The 25,851-nt window shown below is 57.7% G+C and carries 39 protein-coding genes; 33 read left to right on the top strand and 6 right to left on the bottom strand.

Features of this window, described 5'->3' with window-relative positions; genetic code table 11:
* Positions 1–19 precede the first annotated feature (19 nt).
* The 29 genes from rplD (at position 20) to rpmE (ending at position 15,255) form a co-directional block, all read left to right on the top strand.
* Positions 20–655 carry a 50S ribosomal protein L4 gene (gene rplD, locus VPK24_RS04065; protein ID WP_099534697.1) on the top strand — a complete coding sequence of 212 codons (636 nt, stop codon included), beginning with the start codon at positions 20–22 and terminating at the stop codon, positions 653–655.
* Positions 648–974, top strand: coding sequence for a 50S ribosomal protein L23 (locus VPK24_RS04060; RefSeq protein ID WP_099534698.1), 327 nt, complete (start codon positions 648–650; stop codon positions 972–974). The genes rplD and VPK24_RS04060 overlap by 8 nt, the downstream gene beginning before the upstream one ends.
* Positions 975–995: 21 nt before the next feature.
* Positions 996–1,859 (top strand): 50S ribosomal protein L2, encoded by an 864-nt coding sequence (rplB, locus tag VPK24_RS04055; protein WP_099534699.1) that lies wholly within the window; start codon positions 996–998, stop codon positions 1,857–1,859.
* 98 nt (positions 1,860–1,957) lie between these two features.
* Positions 1,958–2,236 (top strand): 30S ribosomal protein S19, encoded by a 279-nt coding sequence (gene rpsS, locus VPK24_RS04050; protein ID WP_099534700.1) that lies wholly within the window; start codon positions 1,958–1,960, stop codon positions 2,234–2,236.
* Positions 2,237–2,257: 21 nt separating this feature from the next.
* The gene (gene rplV, locus VPK24_RS04045; RefSeq protein WP_099534701.1) at positions 2,258–2,614 is read left to right on the top strand and encodes a 50S ribosomal protein L22; all 357 of its coding nucleotides are present in this window, start codon (positions 2,258–2,260) and stop codon (positions 2,612–2,614) included.
* 21 nt (positions 2,615–2,635) lie between these two features.
* Complete coding sequence (gene rpsC, locus VPK24_RS04040) at positions 2,636–3,367, top strand: 30S ribosomal protein S3 (RefSeq protein ID WP_099534702.1); 732 nt, start codon at positions 2,636–2,638, stop codon at positions 3,365–3,367.
* Positions 3,368–3,370: 3 nt separating this feature from the next.
* A complete protein-coding gene (gene rplP, locus VPK24_RS04035) occupies positions 3,371–3,790 on the top strand; it encodes a 50S ribosomal protein L16 (RefSeq protein WP_099534703.1) in 420 nt (139 codons plus the stop codon).
* A gap of 6 nt (positions 3,791–3,796) precedes the next feature.
* Complete coding sequence (gene rpmC, locus VPK24_RS04030; RefSeq protein WP_393010843.1) at positions 3,797–4,024, top strand: 50S ribosomal protein L29; 228 nt, start codon at positions 3,797–3,799, stop codon at positions 4,022–4,024.
* 18 nt (positions 4,025–4,042) lie between these two features.
* Positions 4,043–4,291, top strand: a complete 249-nt coding sequence (rpsQ, locus tag VPK24_RS04025) for a 30S ribosomal protein S17 (RefSeq protein WP_099534705.1) — start codon at positions 4,043–4,045, stop codon at positions 4,289–4,291.
* A 17-nt stretch (positions 4,292–4,308) separates the two neighbouring features.
* On the top strand, positions 4,309–4,677 hold the full coding sequence (gene rplN / locus VPK24_RS04020; protein ID WP_099534706.1) for a 50S ribosomal protein L14: 369 nt from the start codon (positions 4,309–4,311) through the stop codon (positions 4,675–4,677).
* Complete coding sequence (gene rplX / locus VPK24_RS04015) at positions 4,677–5,045, top strand: 50S ribosomal protein L24 (RefSeq protein WP_099534707.1); 369 nt, start codon at positions 4,677–4,679, stop codon at positions 5,043–5,045. The genes rplN and rplX overlap by 1 nt, the downstream gene beginning before the upstream one ends.
* A 26-nt stretch (positions 5,046–5,071) precedes the next feature.
* Complete coding sequence (rplE, locus tag VPK24_RS04010; protein WP_099534749.1) at positions 5,072–5,617, top strand: 50S ribosomal protein L5; 546 nt, start codon at positions 5,072–5,074, stop codon at positions 5,615–5,617.
* Between the two features lie 18 nt (positions 5,618–5,635).
* Positions 5,636–6,034, top strand: a complete 399-nt coding sequence (rpsH, locus tag VPK24_RS04005; RefSeq protein ID WP_099534708.1) for a 30S ribosomal protein S8 — start codon at positions 5,636–5,638, stop codon at positions 6,032–6,034.
* Between the two features lie 26 nt (positions 6,035–6,060).
* Positions 6,061–6,600, top strand: coding sequence for a 50S ribosomal protein L6 (rplF, locus tag VPK24_RS04000; RefSeq protein ID WP_099534709.1), 540 nt, complete (start codon positions 6,061–6,063; stop codon positions 6,598–6,600).
* Complete coding sequence (rplR, locus tag VPK24_RS03995; protein WP_099534710.1) at positions 6,600–6,962, top strand: 50S ribosomal protein L18; 363 nt, start codon at positions 6,600–6,602, stop codon at positions 6,960–6,962. The genes rplF and rplR overlap by 1 nt, the downstream gene beginning before the upstream one ends.
* 23 nt (positions 6,963–6,985) lie before the next feature.
* Entirely contained in the window at positions 6,986–7,510 is a 525-nt protein-coding gene (gene rpsE / locus VPK24_RS03990; RefSeq protein WP_190356081.1) for a 30S ribosomal protein S5, read from the top strand.
* Positions 7,511–7,537: 27 nt separating this feature from the next.
* Positions 7,538–7,981 (top strand): 50S ribosomal protein L15, encoded by a 444-nt coding sequence (rplO, locus tag VPK24_RS03985; protein WP_393010842.1) that lies wholly within the window; start codon positions 7,538–7,540, stop codon positions 7,979–7,981.
* 51 nt (positions 7,982–8,032) lie between these two features.
* Complete coding sequence (gene secY / locus VPK24_RS03980; RefSeq protein ID WP_190356079.1) at positions 8,033–9,355, top strand: preprotein translocase subunit SecY; 1,323 nt, start codon at positions 8,033–8,035, stop codon at positions 9,353–9,355.
* The gene (locus VPK24_RS03975; protein ID WP_393010841.1) at positions 9,352–9,930 is read left to right on the top strand and encodes an adenylate kinase; all 579 of its coding nucleotides are present in this window, start codon (positions 9,352–9,354) and stop codon (positions 9,928–9,930) included. The genes secY and VPK24_RS03975 overlap by 4 nt, the downstream gene beginning before the upstream one ends.
* Before the next feature lie 165 nt (positions 9,931–10,095).
* Entirely contained in the window at positions 10,096–10,332 is a 237-nt protein-coding gene (gene infA / locus VPK24_RS03970) for a translation initiation factor IF-1 (protein WP_099534715.1), read from the top strand.
* A gap of 107 nt (positions 10,333–10,439) precedes the next feature.
* A complete protein-coding gene (rpmJ, locus tag VPK24_RS03965; protein WP_015186054.1) occupies positions 10,440–10,553 on the top strand; it encodes a 50S ribosomal protein L36 in 114 nt (37 codons plus the stop codon).
* A gap of 76 nt (positions 10,554–10,629) precedes the next feature.
* The gene (gene rpsM, locus VPK24_RS03960; protein ID WP_393010840.1) at positions 10,630–11,007 is read left to right on the top strand and encodes a 30S ribosomal protein S13; all 378 of its coding nucleotides are present in this window, start codon (positions 10,630–10,632) and stop codon (positions 11,005–11,007) included.
* A 51-nt stretch (positions 11,008–11,058) separates the two neighbouring features.
* Positions 11,059–11,454: a 30S ribosomal protein S11 gene (gene rpsK, locus VPK24_RS03955; protein WP_099534717.1), complete on the top strand. Its 396-nt coding sequence runs from the start codon at positions 11,059–11,061 to the stop codon at positions 11,452–11,454.
* A gap of 151 nt (positions 11,455–11,605) precedes the next feature.
* On the top strand, positions 11,606–12,550 hold the full coding sequence (locus VPK24_RS03950; protein ID WP_099534718.1) for a DNA-directed RNA polymerase subunit alpha: 945 nt from the start codon (positions 11,606–11,608) through the stop codon (positions 12,548–12,550).
* Positions 12,551–12,631: 81 nt separating this feature from the next.
* A complete protein-coding gene (rplQ, locus tag VPK24_RS03945; protein WP_099534719.1) occupies positions 12,632–12,982 on the top strand; it encodes a 50S ribosomal protein L17 in 351 nt (116 codons plus the stop codon).
* Between the two features lie 35 nt (positions 12,983–13,017).
* Positions 13,018–13,869: a tRNA pseudouridine(38-40) synthase TruA gene (truA, locus tag VPK24_RS03940; RefSeq protein WP_393010839.1), complete on the top strand. Its 852-nt coding sequence runs from the start codon at positions 13,018–13,020 to the stop codon at positions 13,867–13,869.
* 82 nt (positions 13,870–13,951) lie between these two features.
* Entirely contained in the window at positions 13,952–14,416 is a 465-nt protein-coding gene (gene rplM / locus VPK24_RS03935; RefSeq protein WP_099534721.1) for a 50S ribosomal protein L13, read from the top strand.
* Entirely contained in the window at positions 14,416–14,829 is a 414-nt protein-coding gene (gene rpsI, locus VPK24_RS03930) for a 30S ribosomal protein S9 (protein ID WP_099534722.1), read from the top strand. Before rplM ends, rpsI begins: the two co-directional genes overlap by 1 nt.
* 201 nt (positions 14,830–15,030) lie before the next feature.
* Positions 15,031–15,255 carry a 50S ribosomal protein L31 gene (rpmE, locus tag VPK24_RS03925; protein WP_099534750.1) on the top strand — a complete coding sequence of 75 codons (225 nt, stop codon included), beginning with the start codon at positions 15,031–15,033 and terminating at the stop codon, positions 15,253–15,255.
* A gap of 194 nt (positions 15,256–15,449) precedes the next feature.
* Here the strand turns inward: rpmE and lepB (VPK24_RS03920) are convergent, their stop codons facing one another.
* From lepB (VPK24_RS03920) to purD, 6 genes are all read right to left on the bottom strand, one after another.
* Positions 15,450–16,142, bottom strand: a complete 693-nt coding sequence (gene lepB, locus VPK24_RS03920) for a signal peptidase I (RefSeq protein ID WP_393010838.1) — start codon at positions 16,140–16,142, stop codon at positions 15,450–15,452.
* 318 nt (positions 16,143–16,460) lie between these two features.
* The gene (lepB, locus tag VPK24_RS03915) at positions 16,461–17,186 is read right to left on the bottom strand and encodes a signal peptidase I (RefSeq protein WP_393010837.1); all 726 of its coding nucleotides are present in this window, start codon (positions 17,184–17,186) and stop codon (positions 16,461–16,463) included.
* Positions 17,187–17,474: 288 nt separating this feature from the next.
* A complete protein-coding gene (locus VPK24_RS03910; protein ID WP_190356074.1) occupies positions 17,475–18,071 on the bottom strand; it encodes an FKBP-type peptidyl-prolyl cis-trans isomerase in 597 nt (198 codons plus the stop codon).
* A gap of 66 nt (positions 18,072–18,137) precedes the next feature.
* A complete protein-coding gene (locus tag VPK24_RS03905; RefSeq protein ID WP_099534726.1) occupies positions 18,138–18,476 on the bottom strand; it encodes a phasin family protein in 339 nt (112 codons plus the stop codon).
* A 165-nt stretch (positions 18,477–18,641) separates the two neighbouring features.
* Positions 18,642–20,789: an ATP-binding protein gene (locus tag VPK24_RS03900; protein WP_393010836.1), complete on the bottom strand. Its 2,148-nt coding sequence runs from the start codon at positions 20,787–20,789 to the stop codon at positions 18,642–18,644.
* Between the two features lie 31 nt (positions 20,790–20,820).
* On the bottom strand, positions 20,821–22,179 hold the full coding sequence (gene purD / locus VPK24_RS03895) for a phosphoribosylamine--glycine ligase (RefSeq protein ID WP_393010835.1): 1,359 nt from the start codon (positions 22,177–22,179) through the stop codon (positions 20,821–20,823).
* 306 nt (positions 22,180–22,485) lie between these two features.
* Between purD and VPK24_RS03890 the strand changes: the two genes are divergently transcribed.
* From VPK24_RS03890 to VPK24_RS03875, 4 genes are all read left to right on the top strand, one after another.
* Complete coding sequence (locus tag VPK24_RS03890) at positions 22,486–23,439, top strand: NAD-dependent epimerase/dehydratase family protein (protein WP_393010834.1); 954 nt, start codon at positions 22,486–22,488, stop codon at positions 23,437–23,439.
* A 147-nt stretch (positions 23,440–23,586) separates the two neighbouring features.
* Positions 23,587–23,916, top strand: a complete 330-nt coding sequence (gene petJ, locus VPK24_RS03885; RefSeq protein ID WP_393010833.1) for a cytochrome c6 PetJ — start codon at positions 23,587–23,589, stop codon at positions 23,914–23,916.
* Between the two features lie 152 nt (positions 23,917–24,068).
* Positions 24,069–25,010, top strand: a complete 942-nt coding sequence (locus VPK24_RS03880) for a tetratricopeptide repeat protein (protein ID WP_393010832.1) — start codon at positions 24,069–24,071, stop codon at positions 25,008–25,010.
* Between the two features lie 208 nt (positions 25,011–25,218).
* The gene (locus tag VPK24_RS03875; protein WP_393010831.1) at positions 25,219–25,776 is read left to right on the top strand and encodes a hypothetical protein; all 558 of its coding nucleotides are present in this window, start codon (positions 25,219–25,221) and stop codon (positions 25,774–25,776) included.
* The last annotated feature ends 75 nt before the right edge of the window (positions 25,777–25,851 follow it).

The raw sequence follows: 25,851 nt of genomic DNA, 5'->3' as shown, positions 1-25,851 counted from the left end.
TCGAACGTGGAGCACAGCAATGGTCAACTGCATTGTGAAAGATTGGGACGGTAAGGAAGCCGGCAAGACCGAGCTGGACTTACGCGTCGCCCGTGAAGAAAACGCTCAGCACATTGTGCACCGGGCTTTGGTGCGTCAATTGGCGAACGCTCGTCAAGGCACTGTCAGCACCAAGACTCGTTCGGAAGTGCGCGGTGGTGGTCGCAAGCCTTGGCGGCAAAAGGGAACCGGTCGCGCCCGTGCTGGCTCGAACCGCTCTCCCCTATGGCGTGGTGGTGGTGTGATCTTTGGCCCCAAGCCCCGCGACTACTCGCAAAAGATGAACCGGAAGGAACGCCGCCTGGCCCTGCGCACGGCGTTCCAAGGTCGCTTGGATGACTTGGTGGTGGTGGAAAACTTTGCCAGCCAACTCAGCCAGCCCAAGACCAAAGACCTGTTGGCCGCGCTCGCCCGTTGGGATGTGGATGCGAACCAAAAGGTGCTGTTGATTGTGGCTGACCAAGACGAAAACGTTTGGCTGTCGGCCCGGAACGTCCAAAGCCTGCGGTTGATTTTGGCAACGAACCTGAATGTGTTCGACCTGCTGAACGCCGACAAGGTGGTGGTGACGGCGGACGCGCTGGAGAAGATCAAGGAGGTTTACGGCGATGATTAAGCGCACTCCTAAGTACAAGACGCGCTTGGACGATCGCACGTTGGCGGATGTGGTTCGCCGGCCGATCATCACCGAAAAGGCCACGATTCTGCTGGAAAACAACCAGTACGTGTTTGACGTGGATCCCCGCGCCAACAAGCTGGACATCAAGGCAGCGATCGAAGGTCTGTTTGAGGTGAAAGTCCAGAGGGTCAACACCTACAACCCGCCGCGCAAGACCCGGAAACTGGGTCGGCTGTCGGGTTACCGTCCTCAGGTGAAGCGGGCGATCGTCACGCTGGCCGAAGGCAGTTCGATTCAACTGTTCCCCGAAGTCTAGCGCTGAAGGAGTTTTAAGACGATGCCAATTCGTACCTTCCGTCCTTATACCCCCGGGGTTCGTCAAGCCAGCGTGGCTGATTTTGCGGAAATCACCCGCAGCGAACCCGAAAAGTCCCTGACTTCTTACAAGCACCGCCGCAAGGGTCGTAACAACCTGGGTCGGATCACCTGTCGTCACCGGGGTGGTGGCCACAAGCGTCTGTACCGGAAGATCGACTTCAAGCGCGACAAGCTGGGTATGACCGCTGAAGTGCTGTCGATCGAGTATGACCCCAACCGGAATGCGCGCATTTCGTTGGTGCAATACGAAGATGGCGAAAAGCGCTACATCATCACCCCCGTTGGCCTGAAAGTGGGCCAAACGATCGTGGCGGGTCCCGATTCCCCGATCGAAGTGGGTAATGCTCTGCCCTTGGCCAACATGCCTTTGGGTACAACCGTCCACAACATTGAGTTGGTGGCGGGTCGCGGTGCGCAAATGGCCCGTTCCGCTGGCTCCGGTGCTGAAGTGGTCGCTAAAGAAGGCAACTACGTCACCCTGAAGCTGCCTTCTACGGAAGTGCGCAAGGTCCGTAAAGAGTGCATGGCTACCATCGGCAGCGTCGGCAACTCCGAACACCGCAACCTGAGCCTGGGTAAAGCCGGCCGCAAGCGTTGGTTGGGTCGCCGTCCGGAAGTGCGCGGTAGCGTCATGAACCCGGTGGATCACCCCCACGGTGGTGGTGAAGGGCGTGCGCCCATTGGGCGTTCTGGCCCGGTCACCCCTTGGGGTAAACCCGCTTTGGGTCGCAAAACCCGCGACAAGCGGAAAGCCAGCACCAAACTCATTGTGCGTCGTCGTCGTAAGTCGTCCAAGCGCGGTCGCGGCGGTCGCAACGCATAGGTTTTTTCAGTGTGGCGATCGCCCGCCCGTTGGTTTAACCCTCCAGCCCTGGGCGATCGCCGCTTGAGATCGCGAATCCCTAAGAGTTCCTAAAGCGTATGTCTCGTTCTCTGAAAAAAGGTCCCTTCGTTGCTGACAAGCTGCTCAAAAAAGTAGAAGCGCTGAACGTCAAGGGCGAAAAGCAAGTGATCAAAACCTGGTCACGAGCCTCAACGATCCTGCCGCAAATGGTGGGTCACACGATCGCCGTCCACAACGGCCGGCAACACGTCCCCGTGTACGTCAACGAGCAAATGGTGGGCCACAAGCTGGGGGAATTTGCTCCCACGCGCACCTTCAAAGGCCACACCAAGGGCGACAAGAAAGGACGCAAGTAACCCCCGGAGAATCGCTCAGATATGGCACTTAGTCCCAACGAAGTCAAAGCAAGCGTGCGCTTCGTGCGGATGTCCCCCCGCAAAGTTCGCCGCGTCCTCGACCAAATCCGTGGTCGGAGCTACGCCGAAGCGCTGATTATTCTGCAGTTCATGCCCTATCGCGCCTGCGAAATCGTTCGCAAGTTGCTGCGATCGGCCGCTGCCAACGCAGAAAACAACAACGGTTTCGATGCCACCTCCTTGGTGGTGAGCACGGCCTTCGCTGATCAGGGCCCCACCCTGAAGCGATTCCGCCCTCGCGCCCAAGGTCGCGCCTACCAAATCCGCAAGCCCACCTGCCACATCACCGTGGCGGTTGCTCCGGCGGCAGAAGCCTAAGCATAAGGAGACGAGGAAACCATGGGACAGAAAATTCACCCCGTCGGCCTGCGACTCGGCATTACCCAAGAGCACCGCTCGCGCTGGTTTGCAGATCCGTCGCGTTATTCCAGCCTGTTGCAGGAAGACCACAAAATCCGGCAATACGTTGAGAAGAACCTGAACAATGCCGGCATTGCCAAGGTGCGGATTGAGCGCAAGGCTGACCAAATCGACCTAGAAGTTCACACCGCCCGTCCGGGTGTGGTGGTGGGCCGGGGCGGCAGTGGCATTGAAACCCTGCGGGTTGGTCTGCAAAACCTGCTGGGGAGCCGCGATCGCCAGATCCGAATCAACGTGATCGAAGTGGCCCGCGTCGATGCCGATGCCACCTTGATTGCCGAGTACATCGCTCAGCAACTGGAGCGCCGGGTGTCGTTCCGTCGGGTCGTCCGCCAGGCGATCCAACGGGCCCAACGCGCTGGGATCGAAGGGATCAAAATCCAAGTCGGCGGTCGTTTGAACGGTGCAGAAATTGCCCGATCGGAATGGACGCGGGAAGGTCGCGTGCCCCTGCATACCCTGCGGGCGGACATCGACTACAGCTACCGCACCGCCAGCACCATCTATGGGGTGTTGGGGATCAAGGTGTGGGTGTTCAAGGGCGAGATCATTCCTGGACAAGAGGAAGTGGCCCCGGCGAATCAGCCTGCGCCGCGTCGTCGCCAACCCCGTCGTCGTCAGCAGTTTGAAGACCGCTCGAACGAGGAATAATCCATGCTCAGTCCAAGAAGAACAAAATTCCGCAAGCAACAACGCGGCCGGATGCGGGGCCTCGCCACTCGGGGCAGTTCGCTGAATTTTGGGGATTTTGCCCTGCAATCGCTGGAATGCGGCTGGATTACGGCTCGCCAAATCGAAGCCGGTCGTCGGGCCATGACCCGCTACATCCGCCGGGGTGGCAAAATCTGGATCCGCGTCTTCCCTGACAAGCCCGTGACCATGCGCCCCGCAGAAACCCGGATGGGTTCCGGTAAAGGGGCACCGGAGTTCTGGGTGGCCGTAATCAAGCCCGGTCGGATCCTGTACGAAATCAAGGGTGTTGCTGAAGAGACGGCTCGCGAAGCAATGCGCCTGGCCGCGTTCAAGATGCCCGTGAAGACCAAGTTTATTGTTCGCGAAGACATCCAGTCGTAATGCCCTATGGCTCTCCCGAAGATTGCTGACGCGCGCGCCCTTAGTGACACCGCACTGGGCGATCGCATTTTGGAACTCAAGCGCCAACTGTTCCAATTCCGGATGAAGAAGGCGATTCGCCAAGAGGTGAAGTCGCACGAAATCAAACATGCAAAGCATGAGTTGGCGCAACTGCTCACGGTGGAGCATGAGCGCAAGCTCGCGGCTGCATCTGAAGCAGCAACCCAAGCGTAGTTCTGGAGTTAACCCCCTATGGCTGCCAAAGAACGTGTTGGCGTTGTTGTGAGCGACAAGATGCAGAAAACGGTGGTGGTGTCGGTGGAAAACCGCTCGGCCCACTCCAAGTACGGCAAGATTGTGGTTCGCACGCGCCGCTTTAAGGCCCACGATGAAGACAACCAGTGCAAGGAAGGCGATCGGGTTCGCATCCGCGAAACTCGCCCCCTGAGCAAAACCAAGCGCTGGACGGTCGTTGAAGTTCTCGAAAGCGCGACCCGGTAAGGGAGGCTCGATCGCCCATGATTCAACAGCAAACCTATCTGAACGTAGCGGACAACAGCGGCGCGAAAAAGCTGATGTGTATTCGCGTCCTGGGCGGTGGCAACCGTCGCTACGGCCATGTCGGTGATGAAATCATCGCCGTCGTCAAAGATGCCATTCCGAATATGGCAGTGAAGAAGTCCGACGTGGTGCGAGCCGTGATCGTCCGCACCCGGAAAACCATCCGACGCGACAGCGGCATGTGCATTCGCTTCGACGACAACGCCGCCGTGATCGTCAACAAGGATGGCAACCCCCGTGGGACGCGCGTTTTTGGCCCCGTAGCTCGTGAGCTGCGTGACAAGAACTACCTGAAGATCGTTTCGCTGGCTCCGGAGGTGCTGTAATGGCCAAGCCCGGCAAGATTCAAGTGAATGCAAACGGCAAAGCCGTGCGCTTCAAGATGCATGTCAAAGCGGGTGACACCGTTCAGGTGATCTCCGGTCGTGACAAGGGAAAAGTTGGCAAGATTGTGCGCGTCTTCCCCAAAACGAGCCAAGTGATCGTGGAAGGGGTGAACCAAAAGACCAAGCACACTAAGCCAACTCAGGAAGGCGAATCGGGCAAAGTCGAGGTGCGCGAGTTCCCGATCCACAGCTCGAACGTCCTGCACTATTCCGAGAAAGAAAAGGTCGCCAGCCGCGTTTGCTACACCTTCACCGACCAAGGTAAGAAGGTGCGCAAGCTGATTAAAACTGGCGAAATCATCGACTAACGTTGCGCCCGATCGCTGAAACAGCCATGCCAGCACGACTGAAAACCATTTACAAGGAAACAATTGTGCCGAAACTGATGGAACAGTTCCGGTACGAGAATATTCACCAGGTGCCCAAAGTGGTGAAGATCACGGTGAACCGTGGTTTGGGCGAAGCGTCGCAGAATGCCAAGGCCCTGGAGTCTTCTCTAGTGGAATTGGCCACCATCACCGGTCAGCGCCCCGTTGTGACCCGCGCCAAAAAGGCGATCGCCGGCTTTAAGCTGCGTCAAGGGATGCCCGTGGGCATGATGGTGACCCTGCGCTCTGACAAGATGTATGACTTCCTCGATCGCCTTGTGCGATTGTCCCTACCCCGAATCCGGGACTTTCGTGGTGTCAGCCCTAACAGCTTCGATGGTCGTGGCAACTACTCCCTAGGTCTGCGTGAGCAGCTGATCTTCCCTGAAATCAGCTACGACAGCATCGACCAAATCCGCGGGATGGACATTTGCATCACGACCACCGCCACCACCGACGAAGAAGGCCGCGCGCTGCTCAAGGAAATGGGCATGCCGTTCCGGGACAAGTAGCGTTGCAAGGAGCGAACTATGGTTAACGATCCCATCGCAGATATGCTGACGCGCATTCGCAACGCCTGCCTGGCGCGTCACCAAAAAACGGAAGTTCCGGCCACCAAGATGACCCGCAGCATCGCCGAGGTGCTCAAGTCTGAAGGCTTCGTCGCCGAAGTGGAAGAAACCGGTGAAGGTGTGAAGAAGACGCTCGTGATCTCTTTGAAATACAAGGGCAAGCAGCGCCGTCCGATCATTTCGAACCTGAAGCGCGTGAGCAAGCCGGGTCTCCGCGTCTATTCCAATCGCCGCGATTTGCCCCGCGTTCTAGGCGGTATTGGCATCGCGATCGTCTCGACCTCCCGAGGCATCATGACCGATCGCGACGCGCGTCAGCAGGGCATCGGTGGCGAAGTCCTCTGCTACGTCTGGTAATCCCTACGACGAAGGAGTTCTCAATCGTGTCCCGCATTGGCAAGCGTCCCATTCCCATTCCCAAAGGGGTGACGGTGACGATCGACGGCCAAACCGTCTCGGTCAAAGGCTCCAAAGGCGAGCTGACCCGCACCTTCCCCCCTGAAATCCTCTTCTCCCAAGAAGCAGATCAATTGCTCGTGACGCGCCGGGATGAATCGCGTCCCGCCCGTCAGCGCCATGGTCTCTGCCGCACCCTGCTGGCCAACATGGTCGAAGGTGTGTCCCAAGGCTTCCAGCGCCGTCTGGAAATCCAAGGGGTCGGTTACCGGGCTGCTGTCCAAGGCACCACGCTCAACCTGAGCATGGGCTATAGCCACCCGGTGAATATCCCCGCCCCCGACGGGATTCAGTTTGCGGTAGAAAACAACACCAACGTGATTGTCAGCGGCATTGACAAGGAATTGGTGGGTAACACCGCCGCCCGTGTCCGTGCTGTGCGCAAACCGGAACCCTACAAGGGCAAAGGGATTCGCTACCAAGGTGAAGTCGTTCGCCGCAAGGCAGGTAAGACAGGTAAGAAATAATGAAAGCCACTCGCAAGGATATGGTGCGCCGTCGCCACGGGCGGGTGCGCCGCAAAGTTTCGGGAACGCCCGATCGGCCTCGCCTGTGCGTGTTCCGCTCGCACCAACACATTTACGCCCAGGTGATCGACGACACCCAACATCACACGTTGGTAGCCGCTTCGACCCTGGAACCCGATGTCAAGTCGCAGCTTGAAAGCAGCCGCGATTGTGATGCAGCCGCAGCGGTGGGTAAGCTGCTGGCTGAGCGCGCCCAAGCCAAGGGCGTTACCCAAGTTGTGTTCGATCGCGGCGGTAATCTTTACCACGGTCGTGTCAAGGCTTTGGCCGACGCGGCGCGCGAAGCCGGACTGAACTTCTAGGCGAGAACTCAGGAGTATTCACTATGGCAACTCGTCGTAAAGGCAATCGCACCCGCGAGAAAGAGTCCGAATGGCAAGAGCGCGTCGTCCAAATCCGTCGCGTCACCAAAGTCGTCAAGGGCGGTAAAAAGCTCAGCTTCCGCGCTGTGGTCGTAATCGGTAACGAGCGCGGTCAAGTGGGCGTTGGGGTCGGCAAAGCCGCTGATGTGATCGGAGCCGTCAAAAAAGGCGTAGCCGATGGCAAAAAGCACCTAGTTGACGTGCCCCTGATTAAGGGCGACACGATTCCCCACCCCACCAACGGTGTCGGTGGTGGTAGCTCAAAAGTGATGATGCGCCCCGCCGCTCCCGGTACTGGGGTAATCGCTGGGGGTGCTGTCCGCACCGTGTTGGAATTGGCCGGGGTGAAAAACATCCTCGCCAAGCAACTGGGTTCCGATAACCCCTTGAACAACGCCCGTGCTGCTTTGGATGCCCTGTCTTCCCTGCGGACTTTCGCAGAAGTGGCCGAAGACCGGGGTGTGACCCTCGAGCACCTGTACAAGTAGTTCCGGTCATCGACGGAGACCAAATCCATGAAAATCACGGATGCACAGCCTAAAAAAGGCTCCAAAAAGCGCGGTCGTCGCGTCGGTCGGGGCATTGCTGCCGGTCAAGGCGCGAGCTGTGGCTTCGGGATGCGCGGTCAAAAGTCGCGCTCCGGTCGCAGCACCCGCCCCGGTTTTGAAGGGGGGCAAATGCCCCTTTACCGCCGGGTGCCGAAGCTGAAGCACTTCACGGTGATCAACCGCCAAGCCTACACCGTGGTCAACGTCGGCAGTCTGGCTGGCCTGGCGGCCGGTTCGACCGTCAACTTGGCCTCGTTGATGGAAGCCGGAATTGTTACCACCAACGATGGCCCGCTGAAGTTGCTGGGCGATGGTGATCTGTCGGTGAAGCTGACGGTGGAAGCCGCTCGCTTCACGGCTAGCGCCAAGGAAAAGATCGAAGCAGCCGGCGGAACTTGCACGGTTGTCTAAGATTGAAGTTGGGAAATCCGGTTGCTGAAATTTGCCTGAGGTGTACCAACCATGGTCGTCAGTCGAGATAAAGCGCCAACAGCCCAAGAAACCTTCATGCAAATGGCCCAGGCGGCTGGCCTGCGGGGGCGGTTGCTGGTGACCGTCGGCCTGCTAGTGCTGGTGCGCCTTGGGATCTTTTTGCCGGTACCGGGAATTGATCGTGCGGCCTTTGGCAATGCGATCCAAAACAGCGGTCTAGGTGGGTTGGTTGGCTTCTTAGATATCTTCTCCGGGGGCGGTCTGTCGCTGCTGGGGATCTTTGCGTTGGGAATTCTGCCCTATATCAACGCGTCTATCATCATCCAGTTGCTGACGGCGGCGCTGCCTTCTCTGGAAGACCTCCAGAAGAACGAAGGGGAGGCGGGCCGTCGCAAGATTGCCCAAATCACCCGCTATGTGTCCGTTGCTTGGGCCGTGATCCAAAGCGTGGGGATCGGTCTCTGGGTGTCGGCGTTGGGGGCCACGACGGAGCCAGCGGGCCTGTTTGTGGTGAAGACGGCGCTGGCCCTGACGGCTGGTTCGATGTTTGTCATGTGGATTGGCGAGCTGATCACGGAACGTGGTGTGGGCAATGGTGCTTCGCTGCTGATTTTCGTGAATATTGTTTCGACTTTTCCGAAATCGGTGGGCCAAACGCTGGAGTTGGCTCAGAGTGGTGATCGATCGACCATTGGCGGCATTGTGCTGTTGATGTTGGCGTTTATGGCCACCATTGTCGGCATTGTGTTTGTTCAAGAAGGGGCCCGTCGCATCCCAATCGTGATGGCCCGCCGCCAGGTGGGTCGCCGCCAGTATCAGGAGCGCAGCAGCTACTTGCCCCTGCGCTTGAACCAAGGGGGCGTGATGCCCATCATCTTCTCGACGGCGGTGTTGGTGGTTCCGGCCTCGCTGGCCCAGTTCACGAACAATGAGGCCTTGGCTCGGGTGGCCACCTATCTGAGTCCGACGGGCCCCACGCCCTGGCTGTACGTGTTGGTTTACCTGGCGCTGATTCTGTTCTTTAGCTATTTCTATTCGTCGCTGGTGGTGAACCCGGTGGATATGGCTCAGAACCTGAAGAAGATGGGAGCGAGCATCCCCGGGGTGCGCCCAGGTCAAGCCACGAGTAAGCGGGTGCAGCAGATTTTGAATCGGCTGACCTTCTTGGGGGCAATTTTCTTGGGCTTGGTGGCCATTGTGCCGACGGCCGTGGAAAGTGCCACCAATGTGCGGACGTTCCAAGGGTTGGGCGCAACGTCGTTTCTGATCTTGGTTGGGGTCGCGATCGAAACGGCGAAGCAAATCCAAACCTACGTGATTTCACAGCGCTACGAAGGAATGGTGAAGCAGTGACGCGATTGATTTTTTTCGGCCCACCGGGTGCTGGTAAGGGCACGCAGGCCAAGATTTTGTCTGAGGAATATGGCATTCCCCATATTTCCACGGGTGATATCTTGCGCGCGGCAGTTGCCCAAGGCACCTCCTTGGGACAGGCGGCGAAGTCCTTCATGGATCGTGGTGAATTGGTGCCCGATGAATTGATCATTGGGATCATCAAAGATCGGCTCGCAGAACCTGATGCCCAACAGGGCTGGATCCTGGATGGCTTCCCGCGTAATGTGACCCAGGCCGAAAAACTCAATGACATGCTGGCGGCAACGGGTCAGGCTTGCGATCGAGTGCTGAATTTGGTGGTTGCCGATGACGTACTCAAGGCCCGTCTCCTGAGCCGAGGCACAGCGGAAGGTCGCTCGGACGACAATTTGGCGACCATTGAGCATCGTCTGGCGATTTTTCACCAAACGACGGAACCGCTGCTGAAGTTCTATAGGGCCCAGCAAGTCAACCTGTTGGCGGAAGTTGATGGCGACCAGCCCCTCAGCGATGTGACTCGTGACCTGAAACAGGCGATCGCCCCAACGGCCTAGTTCACCTTCGCTGAAGTTTGGTGCTGAAGCCTTGTGCTGAGACCGTGCGCTGAACCAGAACCCCAGACCCGATCGCCCATTGTGCTAGTTTGGCAGTGAAGGAACGCTTAACAGCAATTTCACTGATTGTCAACCAACTCGACGTTCATACAGGAGAGCTGATCCTTGTCCAAGCAAGATCTGATCGAAATGGAGGGAACCGTAACCGAATCACTCCCGAACGCAATGTTCCGGGTGGATCTCGATAACGGTTTCAACGTCCTAGCACATATTTCTGGCAAGATTCGCCGTAACTACATCAAGATTTTGCCGGGCGATCGCGTCAAGGTTGAGCTGACCCCCTACGACCTGACCAAGGGGCGCATCACCTACCGTTTAAAGAACACGGGTGGCAAAAAATAACCCCCAAAATAGCTACCCGATCGCCGGTCTAGCCAGAGACTTGCCCCGATAGGTTGATCCGGTACTCATTTTTCTCTAAAATTCCAAGTTTGGAGATTTTAACCATCATGAAAGTCCGAGCCTCCGTCCGCAAAATGTGCGAAAAGTGCCGCGTGATTCGTCGTCGCGGTCGCGTCATGGTCATTTGCCAAAACCCCAAACACAAACAACGCCAAGGGTAAAAGACAGCTTTAGGGTGGTTGTGTTTGCCTGGCACCCATCTAAAGACAGAGCATTAAAACGTTAGGGAGAACCAACGTGGCACGTATTTCCGGTGTAGATTTACCGCGCGATAAGCGCATTGAAATTGGGTTGACCTATATTTACGGCATTGGTCTAACCCTGTCGAAGAAAATTTTGGCCGCGACGGGTGTGAATCCGGATACGCGCGTCAAAGACCTCGGCGATGCAGACATCTCTGCCCTGCGGGCCGAGTTGGATAACTACCAGGTGGAAGGTGATCTGCGCCGCTTTGAGGCCATGAACATCAAGCGCCTGATGGACATCGGTTGCTATCGGGGTCGTCGTCACCGTGCGGGTCTGCCGGTGCGGGGTCAACGGACGCGCACCAATGCCCGGACTCGCCGTGGTGGTCGTCGTACGGTGGCCGGGAAGAAGAAGGCTCCTCGCAAGTAATCGACTGGTTCTGTCCCCTTTCTACGAACGTTTTAGTTCTGTTCAACAGCTATGGCAAAGCAACCCAACAAGCGCTCTGGCCCGCGTAAGCAAAAGCGCAACGTCCCCAGCGGTGTCGCCCACATTCAATCGACTTTCAACAACACGATCGTGACGATCACCGATCTCAAGGGTGACGCGATCTCCTGGGCCTCGGCCGGTTCTAGCGGTTTCAAGGGAGCCAAGAAGGGTACGCCCTTCGCCGCCCAAACTGCCGCTGAGGCTGCTGCCCGTCGTGCCTCTGAACAGGGGATGCGTCAGGTGGAAGTGATGGTGAGCGGCCCCGGTTCGGGCCGGGAAACGGCGATTCGGGCCCTGCAAGCGTCGGGGCTGGAAATTACGCTGATTCGTGATGTTACGCCGATTCCGCACAATGGTTGCCGGCCGCCGAAGCGTCGTCGGGTCTAATCACCCCGCGATCGACCTGCGCTAACTCACGGGCGCTGCGATCGCATCCTGCAAGCCAGCGGTAACCCTTGGTCACCGCGAATTTTTTTCTGTTACGGGGCGGCTTCACTGCCGCATATGGATCGACTAGGCCGGTTGGGAGGCACAAAGCGTGTCGCAATTTCAGATCGAGTGTGTTGAATCGAGCACGGAAAGCAATCGCAATCTCTACAGCCGTTTGGTGCTGTCCCCCCTCGAACGTGGGCAGGGCACAACGGTGGGGAATGCTTTGCGTCGGGTACTGCTGTCGAACCTCGTGGGTTCCGCAGTGACGGCCGTCCGGATTGCGGGCGTGAACCACGAGTTCGCGACGGTTCCCGGTGTGCGGGAGGATGTGTTGGACATCCTGCTGAACATGAAGGAATTGGTGCTGCGCAGCCACACGGATCAGCCGCAAATTGGTCGCCTGTTGGCCAAAGGGCCGCGGGTGGTCACGGCAGACCTGTTCGATTTGCCTTCAGAAGTGGAAGTGGTTGATCCAACCCAGTACATTGCCACCTTGGCCGAGGGGGCCACGTTGGAAATGGAGTTCCGAGTGGAACGTGGGGTGGGCTATCGGGCGATCGATCGGGGTCGTGATGATGCATCGGCGATCGACTTTTTGCAGATCGACTCGATGTTTATGCCCGTCCGCAAGGTGAACTACACCGTTGAGGATGCCCGGGTGGGCGAATCCCTGGAGAAGGATCGTTTGGTTCTGGAAATTTGGACCAATGGCAGCATCACCCCCCAACAGGCGCTCAGTCAGGCTGCCACGCTTCTGGTGGATCTGTTCAACCCGCTCAAGGACTTCACCATCGAAGCCACCAAGAGCGATCGCCCAGAGTCCCAAGACCCCAGCAGCCAAATCCCGATCGAAGAATTGCAACTGTCGGTGCGCGCCTACAACTGCCTGAAGCGGGCGCAAATCAACACCGTTGCCGATCTTCTGGAATTCACCCAAGAAGATTTGCTGGAGATCAAAAACTTCGGAGCCAAGTCGGCTGAAGAAGTGATCGAAGCGTTGCAGCGGCGCTTGGGCATCACCCTGCCGCAAGAAAAGGTGGCCAAAGCCTAGCTGCCACCGTTCACCCCCGGCTCTAGCCCGTTCTAGATCCGACCCCCCTAGTTACTAATCAGTTGAGTAGAGATCGGAGCTATGCGTCACGGTCGTCGCGTTCCTAAACTTGGTAAGCCCGCTGACCAGCGTCGCGCCCTGCTGCGGGCCCTGGCCACGGAAACCATCCGCAATGGTCAAATCACCACCACCAAAGCCCGGGCCCGGGCTGTTCGCGCCGAGGTTGATCGCATGATTACCTTGGCCAAGGACGGTTCCTTGGCTTCCCGTCGTCGGGCCTTGGGCTATCTGTATGATGCCGATTTAGTTCATGCCCTGTTCGAGCAGGCTCCCCAGCGCTACGGTCAGCGGAATGGTGGCTATACCCGCATTTTGCGCACTGTGCCCCGGCGTGGTGACAATGCCGAAATGGCCATTTTGGAATTGGTCTAGGCCAAGACCAATCGCTGGGGTGTAGAGCAACAACCATGGCCGACTGTCCCGCCGATCAGCAACGTGTTGCTTTGGTGATTCAGTACCTGGGAACAGGGTTCTGTGGTTGGCAGCGGCAGATCCGCGATCGCAGCGTTCAAGCCACGATCGAAGACACGATCGCCGAGATTCTGGGGCATCCCGTTGTCATCCATGGTGCTGGACGCACCGACACCGGAGTTCATGCCTCTGCCCAAGTGGCCCACTTTGACGTGGCCAGCCCGATTCCTCCTCACCGTTGGGCGAAAGTCCTCAACACAAGGTTGCCAGATGATATTCTGATTCTGGCCTCCTGTGCGGTTCCGGGGAACTGGCACGCTCGGTTCTCGGCCTCGTGGCGGCGTTACCGCTATGTTCTCTACACCGATCCACAGCCTAACCTGTACCTCAAACCCTTCAGTTGGCACTATTACGAGCCAATTCAAGTGGAAAAGATGCAGGCGGCGATCGCCCCCCTTGTGGGTCGGCATCACTTGGCCGCTTTCCACCGTGCCGGATCAAAACGTCCCCATTCTTGGGTGGATGTCCAAGAAGCCTGGTGTCGGCGGCGCGGGCCGATTGTGGAACTTGAAGTTCAAGCCAGTGGCTTTTTGTACGGCATGATGCGGCTGCTGGCGGGGATGTTGGTGTTAGTGGGGCGCGATCGCCTCAGTGTCGAAGAGTTCACCCAAATTTGGCAGAGTGAACGCCGAGACCTGGTGAAATATGCCGCGCCACCCATGGGATTGTGCCTACTGCGCATTGGCTACCCCAACTCGCCCCTGCCAGAGATTGCTCGCACCAACACCCTGCCTTGGTTCGACCTGACCCAGGATGGCCCGACAACCTTCAGCCCTCCCGTTACATAAAGATTCTAGGCTTAACGCACTACGCGATCGCCCTAGTTATAACTTCCCCGATTCAGCGACTTTCGCAACCCAACTAACCCCTATGTCCATTCCCACCAAGACTGCCCTGCCCTCCGTAAACGACGTTGACCGGCAATGGTACGTCGTTGATGCCGCTGGTCAACGCCTTGGCCGCCTGGCCACCGAAGTGGCTTCCGTCCTACGGGGCAAAAACAAGCCCACCTATACGCCCCACCTGGATACCGGTGACTTTGTGGTGATCGTGAATGCCGACAAAGTGGAAGTGACCGGTAAAAAACGGACTCAAAAGGTCTACCGTCGTCACTCTGGCCGTCCCGGTGGGATGAAGACGGAGAGCTTTGAAAAGCTGCAAAATCGTCTGCCCGAGCGAATTGTGGAACATGCCGTTAAAGGGATGCTGCCTAAAAATGCCCTCGGTCGGCAACTGTTTCGCAAGCTGAAGGTTTATGCCGGTGCAGACCATCCCCACACGGCACAACAACCCCAAGTCCTGACGATCAACACCATTCCTGGAGGTGAAGGCTAATGCAAGCAACGGATAACAACGGGCGCGTGATGTATCGCGGCACGGGCCGCCGTAAAACCTCGGTCGCTCGCGTGCGCCTGGTGCCTGGCTCTGGCCAACTGACCATTAACGGTCGCCCTGGCGATAACTACCTGCAATACAACCCGGTTTATCTGGCTGCGGCCAAGGCACCTCTGGAAACCCTCGGCTTGGAAGGGGACTACGATGTGCTGGTGAGCGTGGTGGGCGGCGGCCTGACTGGCCAGGCTGACTCGATCCGCTTGGGTGTGGCTCGGGCTTTGATTCAGCTTGACCCTGAAAACCGTAAGCCCCTGAAGGTTGAAGGCTACCTGACCCGTGACCCCCGTGCCAAGGAACGTCGCAAGTACGGTTTGAAGAAAGCCCGGAAGGCTCCTCAGTTCTCGAAGCGCTAATTTTCCAAGCACCGATTTTCGAAGGGGAGGCCTCGGTGGGTTTCCCCAAAGAATGGACAGGCTGGGGGCTGGTGATCAAAAGACCCCGTTTGGAAGTCGCGATCTCCAGCTCTTTTGTGCAAATCTCCTTGATCGAATCCATGCACTTGAATGCAGTTCGATCGCCCTTAAATTTCCTAAACTTTGGTTGAGGTTCACATCATGGCAAAAGAAGGTATTCACCCCGAGTGGTATCCCGATGCAAAAGTCTATTGCAACGGCGAATTGGTGATGACGGTTGGTTCGACCCAACCGGAATTGCATGTGGACATTTGGGCTGGCAATCACCCGTTCTTCACCGGCACCCAGCGGATCATTGACACTGAAGGTCGTGTGGAGCGATTCCTGCGCAAGTATGGGATGGCAACCGAAACCAAAAAGGACTAGGGTTCCTTGGTTTTGTTGGCCAACAAATTGGCAAACGAAAATTGGCAAACGAAAAATTCTTCAACCAGAAGAAACAGAAAAAAGGAGCAGTTGCTGAACCAGCGACTCTCCTTTTTATTTGCTAGCTTTTTATTTTCTAGGCTGTTCTAGGCTCTATTTTTTCTAGACCCTATTGTTCTAGGCTCTGCGTTTGGCTAGAGATTACCCATACGATCGAGTGGCCAAAACCGCCAAACCGCGTGACCAACAATCAAATCTTGCGGAACGACTCCCCAACAACGGCTGTCGTAACTGCGGTTGCGATTATCTCCCAGCACGAGATAAGACTTGGGCGGCACCCGCACCGGCCGGGACAGAAAAGGTTGTGGATCCCCTACGCAAACATTGGTATCCGTGCGCTGCACTGCATTGCCATCCGCGCTACGGCTGGCCGGGCGCTCCCCTGAGCCACTCGCAGGACTGGGGCGACCGGTTGTTAAGACCGACTCGCGGGCAATGTAGGGTTCGTCCAGGCGCTGGCCGTTGATGTAAACCTGGCCATCTCGCAACTCCACCAGTTCACCCGGCAGACCAATGACGCGCTTAATAAAAGCATCTTTGAGGTTGTGGCGGCGCAGTTCGGCGGTCGGCATGAAGACGATGATATCGCCGCGCTTGGGGCTGCCGCCAAACCGGTATTGCAGTTTTTCGACAATCAACCGGTCTTTCACCTGCAGCGTCGGCACCATTGATTCTGAGGGAATCCAGCGAGCTTCGGCCACGTAGGTACGAATGCCCAGGGCCAAGATAATGCTGAGGCCGATGGTTTTGAGGATTTCAACCCAAGCGTTGTCGGTGGGGGGATTGGTGGACGGCTCTTTATGCGAGGAAGCGGGTTGATCGGTCACGAGAAAAATCCTAAATGCACTAAAGCAGTAGACGAGGGCGCTTCTTGAAATGCTGGGCGCTGAGAACCTTGGGCCAAGCCCGGAAAACGCAAACCAGGAGAAGCGCGATCGGGGTTCAGGATCCAAGATTGGGACTTGGGGAAGGCGGGCGCGTTGGCATGATTGACTATTCTGCTTGGAAATTTGGAATCAATCCGTGCGCCGTTAGCCAGAAACTGGAAACTCTCAACTCCTATTACAGGCTATTACAGCGGTGAAAATTCCGGCTGGTCTGTTGTTGAGAAGATATACCGCAAAACCGCGAATGATCGCAGGTGACTACTGAGGGACTGGATCAGGCGAGGCTGTGGGAGTGGTTGGTGACCCCCAGTGATCGAGAGGAAAAAACCGCCACATAACCCGCCCTACTAGGGCTTGACGCGGCACGTAACCGTAGGTGAAGGTCAGAGCTGGGGCACTACCCAAGGCGGAACCATCGCTCATGACAAAGTAGGTGGCGGCGGGAACTCGCACGGGGGCGAGATCACCAATTTCGATCGCCAGGGACTGGCCATGGGCGATCGGGCGCTGATTGACCAAGAGTTGACCGCTTTGGATTTCAACCCGATCGCCGGGCAGACCAATAGCCCGATTGACCAACACTCCCCGAGGTTGATTCGGCGTGCCGGGCGGCATAAAGGCCACTAACTCGCCTCGATCGGGATTGCGCCACTGGTAGCTCACCTTATCGATGAGCAGGCGATCGCCTGGTTGCAGTGTGGGCCTCATGGTTGGCAGAGTCACCAGATAAGAATCGATGACCAGCGATCGCATGGCCCCCATGGTCAGGATCGCCACCAATCCCGACCCCCACCAATGCCGCTGCTGCCAAGTCCAAGCGGGTGCTTGCCGCAGGGTTGCCGTCAGGGAAGGGATCCACTGCTGCCACTGCCGCCGCCCGCCATGGTTGCCCTGGGGAGCCTTGCCGGATGCTGAGGGGCGGGAGAAGGGGCGCAATGATTGCCCGTTTCTCAACCGCTTGGACTTTGGGGGTTGCGTTGACATGGGCGTTGCTGATTCCGCTTTCACCGCCAGTGAGTGTGGCGCTTGATTGTCGGTTGACCTAGAGGTTGACCTAGAGACTGATTAACCCCATTCAGGATACCGAATCCAGACCGGGGGATCCGCTTGATGGCGGTGGTTGATACGGCATTGGTGCGGGTGCGATCGTGACTCCCTGTGATCGGTGGCCAGCACAAGGGGCGATCGCCCCGCCGGAGTGATCGCCCCTATCCAAGATCTTGGATGCTTTCCCAGAGCCCAAAAACTGTCAGTGCTGACGCTGAGCGGGAACTAGCCCCCCACGCGCAGCAATTCCACATCAAATACCAGGGTAGCGTTGGGAGGAATTACCCCACCGGCTCCCCGGGCCCCATAGCCCAAGTCCGGCGGAATCACCAGCTTGCGGCGACCACCAACCCGCATAGACAGGACACCTTCGTCCCAACCCTTGATCACTTGACCCACACCAATGCGGAAGCTGAAGGGCTGACCCCGATCGCGCGAGCTGTCGAATTTTTTGCCGTCAGTGAGCGTGCCGGTGTAGTGAACCGTGACGTTCTGACCGGGGGTGGGGGCTGCGCCAGTTCCCACGGTGAGGTCTTCGTATTGCAGGCCAGAATCGGTGGTGGTCAGGTTGCTCGCGTCGGCCACGAGGGTTGTCTCCTGGGTATTGGTGGGCAGGGTGGCGATCTCAGGCGATCGCAGTTGGGCAGCCGCGTCGCTAATGAGACGGGCCGCCAGTTTGGAACCGTTGGCAGTGGCTTCGGCCGCCGGTTGACTGGATAGGGGGTTCGCTTCGGCGGTGGGGGTTTTGCCCGTGAAGGTGACCATCAACACGGCCACTAGGCAAACCAACATCACCCCAAAGCTGATTAACACATCACGCAAGGGTCTAGTCTCCTCGATCAATCTGCGAGCAAAGTGGGTCGTTCTTGATCCTAACGAGCGATCGCCCTAACGCCACAGTCGATTTTCCAGGTCACGCACTTGGCGCTCCAGCCGATCGATCCGGCCGCGCAGTTCGTCCACCTCTGAGCGATCGGGCACACCAAAATCCTTCATCACCTTCCGAAACTGCTGCTGAATCAGGGAATCAAAACTTTCGCTGGGGGAGGGATTGCCGCCGGACTGCAAACGCTGCATCAGGTCATCCACCACCTTGCGGGCCTGTTCTGGATCCAAGCGGCCGCTGCGAACCCATTCATCGCTGGCTTCCTTGAGGCGTTCTGCAACAATGGCTGTTGTTCCCAAACCAATGGTCAGCAGTTGTTGCAGCCAGTTATTTCCATCCATCGGACGATCGACTCCGTATGCCTACCAGGGTTCATCAACAGCTCGGGCTGACGCTCGGACTGAGTGGCCCCGCCAATCATCGTTAGGCTAACACGGGCGATCGACCCTTGTGGGATGCGGATCAGTCGCGATCGCCGCCCGATTCGCCCCAGGATTGCCCCCAGCCTAACCCAGGGTGCTGGAAACGACGGGCATCGGTTCCGGCAGGGTCAACCCATCCCGATAAATCAACAAGTCAAACCAAAAAATCGTCCCCACACCCACTTCACTGATCAATTTGACGCTGCTTTGGTGCTTGTCAATGATGTTACGGACGATCGACAGGCCCAACCCCGTGCCTTCGAGGGTATGAACCCGGTTTTCGACCCGATAGAACCGATCGAAAATGGCATGGCAATCTTCGGGGCCAATGCCAATGCCGGTGTCGGCCACTTCCACCCGCACCACGCTCACCACCTCGGGTTGGGATTTGGCTTGTCCGGTTGCCGCATTCACCGGACAGGTATCCCAAAGGGTCGGTTGAACGGCGGGGTCTTGGGGAATATAGGCTCGGATCGCCACCTGGCCGCCCTTGGGGGTAAATTTCAGGGCATTGCCCACCAAGTTGGCGAACACTTGCAGCAACAGATCATAGTTACCCAAAGCGGGCGGCAGGTTGGGGGCTAGCTCTTGGGTTAGTTCGATTCCCTTGTCGCGAGCATTGAGCTGGTAGGTGCGCAGGGTTTGTTCGATCGGCTGTACCAGGTCGATCGCGTCAAAAGTGTAGCTACGGCTGGATTCCAACCGAGAGAGATCCAACACGTCATTGACCAACCGGGTGAGGCGATCAGTCTCGCGGTTGGCGGTGTCCAAAAACTCCCGCTGCTGCTCCGGCGACAGCTCATCGCCATAGTCATGGAGTGTTTCAATAAAGGACTTGATGTTAAACAGCGGCGTGCGTAGCTCGTGGGAAACATTGCTGATGAATTGGCTTTTGGCCTCATTCAGCTCCACTTCCCGGGTGATGTCCTGCACCGTGACGGCAATCCCTCGGATGCTCTCGCGGTAGCGATCGCCCGGGGCCTCACCATCTTGATCGGCATAGAGATTACATTCCCTGGCCAGGGGCCGTTGGGCATCGCTGCACTGATCCTGCTGATGGTGCTCGCAGGTGTCGCACAAGTGCCCATCCCCGATCGCCCGTTGGGACAGCACCGGCGACAGCAAAATGCGCACCGTTCGCTTCACCGGCTCCATCAGGGTAATGCGAAATTCCTCACCCTCGTCGGCCTTGCCTTCCGCCAACTGGTACAGCGGACGCGTGAGCTTCACCTGCACCTCGGGCGGAAACTCATAGAGCACATTTTTGCCAATGATCGGCTGGCCGTCCGTTTCGCGATCCCAGCCAAAAATCTGTCGGGCCGTGGGATTCACCAACACCACGCGCAGATCCGTATCGAGCAGCAGGGCCCCATCGACGATCGTGGCGATTAGGGTTTCGAGCTTGGCCTTGCTGGCCGTCAGCTCTTCAATATTCTGTTCTTCATAGCGCTCCAGGCGCTCCGCCATGTCATTAAAGCTGGCAATTAGCTCCCCGAGTTCACCGCCAAACGGTAGGGTAATTCGCTGCTTAAAATCCCCGGAGGCGATGTTTTTGACACCGATTAACAATTCCTTGATCGGCTTGGTGATGGTGAGGGCGTTGAACACAGCCCCCAAAATTACCATCACCCAAATTGACACGAACACCGCGATCGTCACGTCGCGAGTCAAGCCCGACGAGGCCACCACCGTGGGATTGGGATTGGTGCCCACGGCCAACACCCCCAGATATTCCCCCTCGTGGGTCAGCGGCACAAACACATCGGTGACTTGACCGTTGGGGGTGAGGTGTTGGCGTACCAAGGGGCGATCGAGGTCGGCCGCATAGTCCGGCGGCAACTGAATCCGACGACGCAAGGTTAGGGAGTTTTTCACCTCCGTATCGGAAAAGGGGATGCCGTAGAAGATATCCCCGTCCACGTCGGCATAGAGCAAGTACCGAACGCTGGAGGTGCTGTTATAAAACCGGCGCGAGAAGCCAGCCAAACCGCCCAAGTCTTGCTCCGCCACCAGGGGTGCAGTGTTGGCGGCTAAAAGCAGTCCCAAATCTCGCCCAAAACGGGTGTCGTTGAGCCGGGCATCCTGCTGGATGGTGTTGACGGCCCAAAAGGTTAGCCCGCTGGTCAACAGGGACACCACCAGGGTTGCCACCGCCATCAATCGGGTTTGGAGGGTGAATTCTGACCACCAGCGACGCAGGATTTGCCGCAACGTAACGATCGCCTCAAGCATGGTCTCGGGGAGCGTGCAGATTGATTCGATCTTAAGGGGCTTCGGTGGGCATGGGGTCACTGGCGGCGATGACACCGGGCAGGGGCAGGGCTTCCCAAGGTTGTTGGCGCACTTGATAGCCAATGTCGCGACGATAGGTTTTGTCGGCGTAGTCAATGGTCTCGATCGCCCGGTAGACGGTTTCGAAGGCTTCGTCAAAATCTGCCCCGATTGCCGTGACCCCTAGGACTCGCCCTCCATCGCTGACCAGTCGATCGGTGTTGCCGCTCGATCGCACCAGACGTGTTCCCGCATGAAACACCATGGCCCCCACCGCTTCCGCCTCTGCTAAGCCCGCGATCGGGGTGCCCTTGGCGAAACTGCCCGGATAGCCTTGGGCCGCCACCACCACACAACCGGCCACGCCCGATTTCCAGGCGATCGGGGGCAACTGGGCCAGCCGCTGTTCCACACAGGCCAACATCAGCTCATGGAGTGGCGTTTCTAACAGCGGCAACACCACCTGGGTTTCCGGGTCGCCAAAACGGCAGTTAAATTCCACCACCTTGGGATTCCCCTCAGGCGTGATCATCAATCCCGCGTACAAAACCCCTCGGTAATCAATGCCGCGCGCCGCCAGGGCCCGCACCGTGGGCTGCAACACTTCCGTTTCAATGCGCGCCATCAGATCCGGTGTAACCAAGGGAGCCGGGGCATAGGTTCCCATGCCGCCCGTGTTGGGGCCGGTGTCTCCCTCGCCAATTCGTTTATGGTCTTGGGCTGGAATCAGAGGGCGCACGGCTTTGCCATCGGTCAGGGCCAGAACGGATACTTCCCGCCCTTCCATAAATTCTTCGATCACCACGCTGGAGCCAGCGGAGCCGAATTGGCCGCCAAAGATGGACTCCACCGCCTTGAGCGCCTCATTCAGGGTCATGGCCACGGTTACGCCTTTGCCCGCCGCCAGACCATCGGCCTTCACCACGATCGGGGCCCCGGTCTGCTGCAAATAATCGCGAGCGGGGGCCAGCTCCGTGAAGGTGGCGGATTGGGCCGTGGGCACACCTGCTTCGGCCATGAGCGTCTTGGCCCAAGATTTGCTTGCTTCAATTTGGGCCCCCGCTTGGGTGGGGCCAAACACGGGAATTTGTCGCCCGCGCAAAAAGTCTACAATTCCGACGGCCAGGGGTGCTTCGGGGCCCACCACCACCAGGGAGACCCCTTGGGTTTGGGCAACGCGGGCGATCGCTTCAAAATCAGTTGCAGCGAAGGCAAAGTTTTGGCAACGGGGATTCAGGGCCGTTCCCCCATTTCCGGGAATACAAAAGACCCGCTCCACCTGTTCCGACTTCAACAACATGTGGGCGATCGTGTGTTCACGGCCACCATTGCCAACCACTAAAACCTTCACAGAATCTTTAACCCGCAGTTGTGAACAGAACTCGGCCAGGAGCCAGTATCTCAGAATATCGCACGTCCGCTCCTCTCACCACCGATCCCCGCTGGGAGGCTGGATCTTGTCCAATTTCGACTCAATTGCGGTCGATCACCGATCATCAACGACCATTCCTGGGTTGGTTGTTTCCACGTTTGGGTGCAAAACTTCCTAGACTGGGCTAGGCGCTGGGTCAAAACTTGGGCTAAACCTAGACCAGCGATCAGGCGATCGCGCCAATTTCCCTTCAACTATTGCAAAACGGCGATTTCTGAACCCCCCATGACTACCAGCATCGTGACCGGCGCGGCCGGCTTCATTGGCTCCCACCTGGCGGAAACGCTGTTACTGCGAGGCGATCGGGTCATTGGCATTGATCACTTCAATGACTATTACGACCCGGCCCTGAAGCGGCAAAACGTTGCGCCCCTGCTGGATCATGGCCAATTCCAACTGCTGGAAGTGGATTTGCGAGCCATTGACTGGGCCCCCCTGCTGGCGGAAGCGGATGTGGTTTATCACCAGGCGGCCCAGGCGGGGGTGCGGGCCAGTTGGGGAACTGGGTTCCAGGACTACACCGATCGCAACATCACGGCGACCCAGCGCCTCTTAGAAGCCGCGAAGCAGGCCCCGAGTTTGCAACGGTTGGTCTATGCGTCCACGTCGTCCATTTATGGCGATGCGGAAACCTTTCCCACCAGTGAGTTGGTCTGTCCCAAGCCCGTGTCGCCCTACGGCATCACGAAATTAGCGGCCGAACAGCTCGGACGGCTCTATTGCAACAATTTTGGCGTGCCGTTTGTGGCCCTGCGCTATTTCACGGTTTATGGGCCCCGACAGCGGCCGGATATGGCGTTTCACAAGTTCTTTAAGGCGGCGATCGCCCATCAGGCGATTCCCATCTACGGCGATGGGCAACAGACCCGCGATTTTACCTATGTCAGCGATGCGGTGGCGGCGAATTTGGCGGCTGCGGTGGTTCCAGAGGCGATCGGGGAAATTTTCAACATCGGTGGCGGCAGTCGCGTGGTGCTGACGGAGGTGCTGGAGCAGATGGAGGCGATTGTGGGTCATCCGATCGCACGCGATTATCAGGATCGGGCGATCGGGGATGCTCGCCACACCTCCGCCGATGTGACCAAGGCTCGCAATCTTTTGGGCTATGACCCTCAAGTCACGATTCGCAAGGGTCTTGAGCAAGAATGGGAGTGGATTAAAACCCTTTACGCCGCTTGACCGTTGTTCGCTCGGCCATTCTAAAAAATTATTGCAAACCATTGCCAAACCTTGACTGATACTGGGCTTGACAGTCCTGGGCAGATCTGGACTAAATGGGTCTGAAGCATTTCACGGCTTCAGTACTGACTGACAGGATCAAGGACAATGAAACGGTTTGTATCTTGGGCGATCGCTCTGGTTGCTGCTTGGTTGAGCTTTGCAGGCACTGCCCATGCGGCTGATGTGGCCAGTGGAGCCAAAATTTTTAACGCCAACTGCGCCGCTTGTCATGCGGGTGGCCGTAACGTGGTGATGGCAGACAAGACCCTGAAGAAGGATGCCTTGGAAAAATACGGCATGAACTCGATCGAGGCGATCGTGAAGCAGGTCACCAACGGTAAAGGTGCGATGCCGGCCTTCAAGGGCAAGCTGACGGACGAAGATATTCAAGATGTGGCATCCTTCGTGCTGTCCAAGTCGGAAGCTGGTTGGTAAGTCATGCGAGCCGGTCGAGGCAACATTCCTCCACAGATGCCTTGACCGGTTTTGAGCGCTGGGCAGCCCTGGCGCTGTTCCCGCTGGCTAACCCACCCAATTGAACCCGAGTGTTGAATTGCCTTTCGGTTATTCAACAGGCTTCTGACCCTATGTCCGAACCCGATCGAACCGGGCGCTGGGCGATCGCGCTGTTGCTGAGCGTGGTTGTTTGGGGCCTCGCAGCTACTACCTATTGGCCATCCCGACTGACTCCGGCTAGCGTCCCGGTTTCTAGTCCGCAAGACCCGATGGCGCTGGGTGCATCAGCTTTTAGCCGTGGTGACTATGCGGACGCACTAGCGGCCTTCGCGATCGCTGCCCATCAGGCCCCGGATGCCCATCGGCAAGCCCGGGCCCACCACAACCGTTGCCTGACCTGGCTGGCGCTCGCTGACTGGGCGGCTGCGATCGGGGACTGCTCGACGGCGCTGGAACTCAACCCCCAGCTTTGGGATGCATACCTGAACCGTGGCTTAGCCTATCGCGGGCAACAAAACCGGGCCGCCGCCACCCAGGATTTTGAAACGGTGCTGCATCAACATCCCTTGGATGGACGCGCTTGGTATAACCACGGGCTGGTGATGGCTGAACAACAGCAGGGGCGCGAGGCGATCGAAGATTTCAACCGAGCCATTTTGCAATTCGGCCACGAATCACTTGATCGCCTTGCCCAGGTGTATTACGACCGGGCGATTACCTGGTTGGATCAGGGCGATCGGCCCCAAGCCCTAGCCGATCTCGATCGCAGTTTGCGCTACGGCCCCCAACAAGCCAATAGCTTTCATCTGCGCGGTTTGGTGCTACAAGCTCTAGGTCGTTCCACGGAAGCGATCGGCAGTTTTGACCAGGCGATCGCCCTGGCTCCCATGAACGGTCTGTCCTACATGGCCCGCAGTCAGCTCCATCAACAAATGCATTGCCATCAAGCGGCAATTCATGACTTGGAATCTGCTGTCCGTTGTTTCTATGACTGTGGTGATTGGGGGTCTTTTCAAACGGCCTTAACGGCCCTGCGCCAACTCCAGCAGAGCAACTCCGTAGCGATCGGCTAAAGCTGCTAGTGAGGCCGTCTGTTGCTTAGCTTGTTAACGCGTTGAATCAGTGCGTTGTAATGAATGCGCTGAATGAATGCGTTGAGCTGCTGGTTGGGTTGTTTGCTGAGTTGTTCAGTTGTGCGCGCCTCACCCCGCCGTTGTCTTTGAGAAGGTTGGTCACCGGTTCACGATTTCCTCTGAATCCCCAAACTACCCTTCGCCTGCTATGCCACTGAAGTTATTTCGTTCTCCTGTTTCCTTGCGATCGGTTGGCTTGACTCTGGCAGTGATGCTTCTCAGCCCGATCGCCCAATCCATTCACCAGCCAGCCCGGGCCGATGGCAATCATCACCATCACCCATCCAGCCCGTCATCCAGCCCGTCATCCAGCCCGTCATCCAGTCCGCACAATCCTCACCATGGCAGCGGTCACGGCGGCGAGCATCATCACGGGCGCTTTGATATTCCTGTCGGTCAGCCAATCCCCGCCGTAAGCCTTGCCGTATTGCCAGATCCCAAACAGGGGTGGAACCTGCAACTCACAGTTCAAAATTTCCGATTTGCCCCGGAGCAAATTAACCAACCCGGTGCTTGGAACCAAGGTCACGCGCACCTCTACCTCAACGGGCGCAAACTCACCCGGCTCTACGGCAACTGGTATTACTTGGAATCTTTGCCGAGCGGCAGTAACCAAATCCAGGTGACCTTGAATACGAATGACCACAAGGATTTGTATGCCAATGGTCAGCGGGTTGAAGCTCAAACGGTGGTTCAGGTTCCTTAAAAGTTGGCTCGGTTTAGAGGCCTGATTTTGGGGTTCAAAAGCTCTCAGGAAAGGTCTGAAACCTCTTGGTCAATA

Source organism: Limnothrix redekei LRLZ20PSL1 (assembly GCF_043235035.1).
GTDB lineage: Bacteria > Cyanobacteriota > Cyanobacteriia > CACIAM-69d > CACIAM-69d > CACIAM-69d.
The sequence above is the reverse complement of the archived record's forward strand: the minus strand, read 5'-3'. Positions and strand labels throughout refer to the sequence as shown.